Annotated in this window: 5 protein-coding genes; 4 read left to right on the forward strand and 1 reads right to left on the reverse strand. The window is 65.8% G+C overall.

All coding sequences use genetic code 11. The features are described from left to right. From EOA27_RS24635 to EOA27_RS24650, 4 genes are all read left to right on the forward strand, one after another. Positions 1-777, forward strand: a 777-nt coding sequence (locus EOA27_RS24635; protein ID WP_127257475.1) for a Ku protein, incomplete at its 5' end; no start/stop codon positions are given. Positions 778-885: 108 nt separating this feature from the next. Continuing rightward, the gene (locus EOA27_RS24640; RefSeq protein ID WP_040973109.1) at positions 886-1,143 is read left to right on the forward strand and encodes a metal-sensing transcriptional repressor; all 258 of its coding nucleotides are present in this window, start codon (positions 886-888) and stop codon (positions 1,141-1,143) included. A gap of 8 nt (positions 1,144-1,151) precedes the next feature. Beyond that, entirely contained in the window at positions 1,152-2,483 is a 1,332-nt protein-coding gene (locus tag EOA27_RS24645; protein WP_126078088.1) for a cation diffusion facilitator family transporter, read from the forward strand. Continuing rightward, complete coding sequence (locus EOA27_RS24650; RefSeq protein ID WP_126078087.1) at positions 2,480-3,193, forward strand: sulfite exporter TauE/SafE family protein; 714 nt, start codon at positions 2,480-2,482, stop codon at positions 3,191-3,193. The genes EOA27_RS24645 and EOA27_RS24650 overlap by 4 nt, the downstream gene beginning before the upstream one ends. A gap of 9 nt (positions 3,194-3,202) precedes the next feature. On the opposite strand, the gene EOA27_RS24655 is transcribed toward EOA27_RS24650, so the two are convergent. Next, positions 3,203-4,150, reverse strand: a complete 948-nt coding sequence (locus tag EOA27_RS24655) for a DMT family transporter (protein ID WP_126078086.1) — start codon at positions 4,148-4,150, stop codon at positions 3,203-3,205. Positions 4,151-4,337: the final 187 nt, after the last annotated feature.

Raw genomic sequence — 4,337 nt, forward strand, 5'->3', positions numbered from 1 at the left:
GTCTCGTGTGGCGTGAAGCTGGTCGGCGCGACCAGCGAAACCGGAAAAGTTCATTTCAGGATTCTGAACCGCAAGGACGGCCTGCCGGTGAAAAGCGGCTATGTCGACGAGCAGACCGGCGATATCGTCGAGACCGAGGACCAGACCAAGGGCTTCGAGGCGGAGAAGGATGATTTCATCGAGATCGAGCCGGATGAGATCAAGAAGCTGAAACTCACCTCGGCGCACACATTGGAGGTTGACGAGTTCGTCGCCCTTGACGAGATCGACACCCGCTATCTGGAAAAGCCCTATTACCTCATCCCCGCCGATGGCGCTGCGCTCGAGGCCTTCAGCGTGCTGCGCGAGGCGATGAAGAAGAAGCGCGTCGCCGCAAGGTCCTGCGTCGTGCTCTACCAGCGCGGCCGCGAGGTCGTCATCCAGCCTTTCGGCAAGGGCATGCTGCTCACCGAACTGCGCACCCGCGACGAGATGGTCTCGGAGAAGAGCGTTTTCGAAGACCTGTCGTCACCGAAATACGACAAGGATCTGCTCGAGATTGCCGAGCTTTTGATCGACAAGAAGGTGACGAAGTTCGATCCTTCGAAATTCGAGGATACCTATGAGGATGCGCTGATCGCGATGATCGATGCCAAGCGCAAGGGCAAGAAACCGCCGAAGGCCGCGCCGCCGCCAAGAGAAAATGTCGTCGACCTCGCTTCGGTGCTGAGGAAGAGTCTCGCCAAGGAAGGCATCAAGGCGCCCTCGAAAACCAAGCCTGCCCGCAAGTCGGCCTGATCGCCGACTGATAGGATCGCCCAAGCTCGATCGACGGATCCGCTCACTCAGCGAGAGGTAGCTCTTTGCCTGATTGTAGTATCCTACCCTGGGGGATAGGATGAGAGCATGACAATACACAGCTCCCATCCCGACATCATCGCCCGGCTCAAGCGCGCGCACGGCCATCTCGCCGCCGTGCTCACCATGTTCGAGCAGGGCCGTTCCTGCCTTGACCTCGCGCAACAGCTCCATGCCGTCGAAAGCGCCGTCGGCAACGCCAAGCGCGAGCTGATCCACGACCATATGGAACATTGCCTTGTCGAGGGCGGCGAGCCGACCAGGGACACGCTGAAAGAGCTGAAGCAGCTCACCAAATATCTGTGAGGCCGCTCATGTTGACGAGGATTCTCGACTGGTTCGGCTTCGGCTCGCACGGGCATGACCACGGCAGACATGGCGGGCACGGCCATGACGGGCCGCACGGGCACACGCATGGCGTGATCGATGCGACGATCGCCACGACTGAGCGCGGCATCTGGGCGATCAAATGGTCGTTCGTCATCCTGGCGATAACGGCCGCGCTGCAGCTCGCCGTCGTCCTCTTTTCCGGCAGCGTGGCGCTGCTTGCCGACACCATCCACAACATCGCCGACGCGACGACGGCCATCCCGCTCTGGATCGCCTTCGTGCTGGCGCGACGCGGGCCGACCCGAACGTTCACCTACGGCCTAGGTCGCGTCGAGGATCTTGCCGGCATCGTCATCGTGCTGATCATCCTGGCGAGCGCGCTGGTTGCCGGTTACGAAGCGATCGATCGCCTGTTCAATCCGCAGCCGGTCAGGTTCCTGGGCTGGCTCGCCGCTGCAGGCGTCATCGGCTTCCTCGGCAATGAGGCGGTGGCCGTCTTCCGCATCCGCGTCGGCCGTCAGATCAACAGCGCGGCCCTGATCGCCGATGGTTACCACGCGCGCACCGACGGGCTGACCAGCCTTGCCGTCGTTGCCGGCGCGGTCGGCGTCTGGCTTAGCTACCCGCTCGCCGACCCGATCATCGGCCTGCTGATCACCATCGCCATTTTCGGCATCGTCTGGCAGTCGGCGCGTTCGGTGCTGACGCGCATGCTCGACGGCGTGGAGCCGTGGCTGGTCGACGAGGTTCATCACGCCGCCGACCATGTCGCCGGGATCGACAGGGTGGTCCACGCGAGGGCCCGCTGGCTCGGCCACAAGCTGCATGTCGATGTGGAGGTCGCGGTCAATGACGGGCTGCTGCTCGCCGCCGCCAACAACATCGCCGCGTCGCTGAAGACGGAGCTCTTCGCGCACATTCCCGCGCTCGACGTCGCCACGGTGCGCTTTGCCGCGCCCGAGGGCGAGAGGGGTCACCATCACGCGCCTGACCCTTTCCTGGTGTCGGGCAAGCTGGCCAGCGGGCTGCTCGAGATCGTCGACACGCCCCAGGGCGAGCGCATGCGGCTGCGCCTCTCGCGCCACGCCGAGGGCCTGCAAGCGAACGTCGCCATCGAACGCGCCGGCGGCGCCGTCGAGAGCCTGCCGCTGTCGCCGGTCGGCGGCGATCATCACTACCTGCAAAGCCTTGTCGCGCCGGCCGAGCCGCATGAGTTCAGCGCCAGGCTGCAACTGGCGGCCGGTCAGGACAGCGAGGACCTGCCCTTCGCCATGGCCGAGCCGGAAGGCCACCAGCACGAGCACGCGCATGGATGATACAGGCGCTCTTTGACTACCAACGCGAGATTTACCTGGCGGTGGCGCAGCACCTCAAGGCGTTCGCCGGCGACGGCAACTGGCTTACGCTCCTTGCGGTCCTGCCGATGGGCGTCGTGTTCGGGGCGGCTCACGCGCTGACGCCGGGCCATTCGAAGACACTGCTAGCCGCCTATATCGCCGGCTCGCAGGTGAAATTGGCTCGTGGATTGCTCGCCTCGCTCGCCCTTTCCTTCACCCATATCACGCTGGCGGTGCTTATCGCGGTGCTGGCGCTGCCGCTCGTCTCGATCTCGCTGGGCAGCGTCGGCCGCGCTCCCGCGCTGGAAACGCTGAGCCGTGGGCTGCTCGGCCTGATCGGCGTGTGGATAATCTGGCGCGCGCTGCGCGGCCGTCATCATCATCACGTCCATGAGGGCGAAGCGGTCGGCTTCATGGCTGGACTGATCCCTTGCCCGCTGACGCTGTTCGTCATGACTTATGCCATTTCGCGCGGCATACCCTGGGCCGGACTTGTCTTCGCTGTCGCGATGATGGTGGGCGTCGCGATCACGCTCGGTATCGTCGTGCTGCTGGCGGTGCTGTTCCGCAGCGGGTCGGTAGCCGCGCTGGAACGGCTGGGATCGAGCACGGCCGGTGTGGCCACCTTTCTGGAGATCGCGACCGGGCTGATTCTGGTTGGCGCGGCATTGCATCAGATCTTCGGGTAGCGGAACGCGTCACCTCACGCTGATCAGCGCCGTGCCGGCGATGGCCAGCAGCGCGCCGGCCCAGGCGGTCGCGGTCGGCCTTTGGCCGCTGCGCAGCCACACCATCGGCAGGATGATGACCGGCGTCATCGAGGACAGCGTCGAGATGATGCCGACATTGCCGGTGCGCAACGCGGCCATCAGGCAGGACATGCCGAGCGAGGTGCCGACGAAGGCGGACAGCACGGCGAGTCCCACCGTGCCGAACTGCACGGCCTCCCTTTTGCCCTTGCCGAACGGCGTTGCCGTGAGCGCGATGAACAGGATGACGGCGAGGCCGGAACGCAGCGCCATGGCCGTGAACGGCTCGACGCCGGCCGCCATGGCGGGCCTGGCCAGAAGGGTGCCGATCGCCTGGCCGAGCGCTGTCGTGACGCCAAGCACGATGCCTGGTCCCATGCGGCCGGTGAGCGGCGGGCCCGGCACGGTGCTGACCGGCACGGTGGAAGGGGTGACGACCGGCATAGCCGGCGCCAGCTCGCCGCGCTTGAGGAAGCGCCGCGGCATGCCGATGGCAAGCACGATGCCCGCCAGCACCAGCGCCACGCCCAGCGCCTGCCAGCGGCTGATGGTTTCCTCGAGCACCAGATAGCCGAGCGCCAGCGCGAAGGGCGAGGTGAGCGAGAAGAGCAGCGCCGTGATCCGCGGGCCGACCGAATAGATGGTGGCGAAATAGGTCGTGCTGGCGATGCTGATGCCGGCGAAGCTCGACCCGGCGAGCAGCCAGAATTCCCTCGCGCCGATCGTGTGCCAGCCGCCGATCGCCAGCGACACAGAGCCGGTCATCACGAAAGTCGCGAGCATCTGCCAGCGGGCAAGCTGGAGCAGGGGAACGCGCCCCTTGAGCTCGCTGAGGAACATGGAGCTCAGCGCGCTGCACAAGGCGGCGGTGACGGCAAGGGCTTCGGAAAGGAGCATGGCTGCTGGCGGTTGCGGCGATTCCACCCAGGATTGGGCAGGCGCCGACGCTTACGCCAGCTCGCCGCAATGCGCCAGCCGGACCGGCGGCCGCAGGGGCATGCACCGAGATATCAAGTCGAGGACAATGGCGGGCTTGGCCCGAACACGGGAGCGACGGGGCGGGGGCCCCGCCGCTTCCAGGGGG

This window comes from Mesorhizobium sp. M2A.F.Ca.ET.037.01.1.1 (assembly GCF_003998075.1).
Lineage (GTDB): Bacteria > Pseudomonadota > Alphaproteobacteria > Rhizobiales > Rhizobiaceae > Mesorhizobium.

What these genes read in the sequence shown, in the direction of transcription:
- EOA27_RS24645 (WP_126078088.1), top strand. Translation starts at nt 1,152, where the DNA reads ATGTTGACGAGGATTCTCGACTGGTTCGGCTTCGGCTCGCACGGGCAT.
- EOA27_RS24650 (WP_126078087.1), top strand. Translation starts at nt 2,480, where the DNA reads ATGATACAGGCGCTCTTTGACTACCAACGCGAGATTTACCTGGCGGTG.
- EOA27_RS24640 (WP_040973109.1), top strand. Translation starts at nt 886, where the DNA reads ATGACAATACACAGCTCCCATCCCGACATCATCGCCCGGCTCAAGCGC.
- EOA27_RS24655 (WP_126078086.1), bottom strand. Translation starts at nt 4,150, where the DNA reads ATGCTCCTTTCCGAAGCCCTTGCCGTCACCGCCGCCTTGTGCAGCGCG.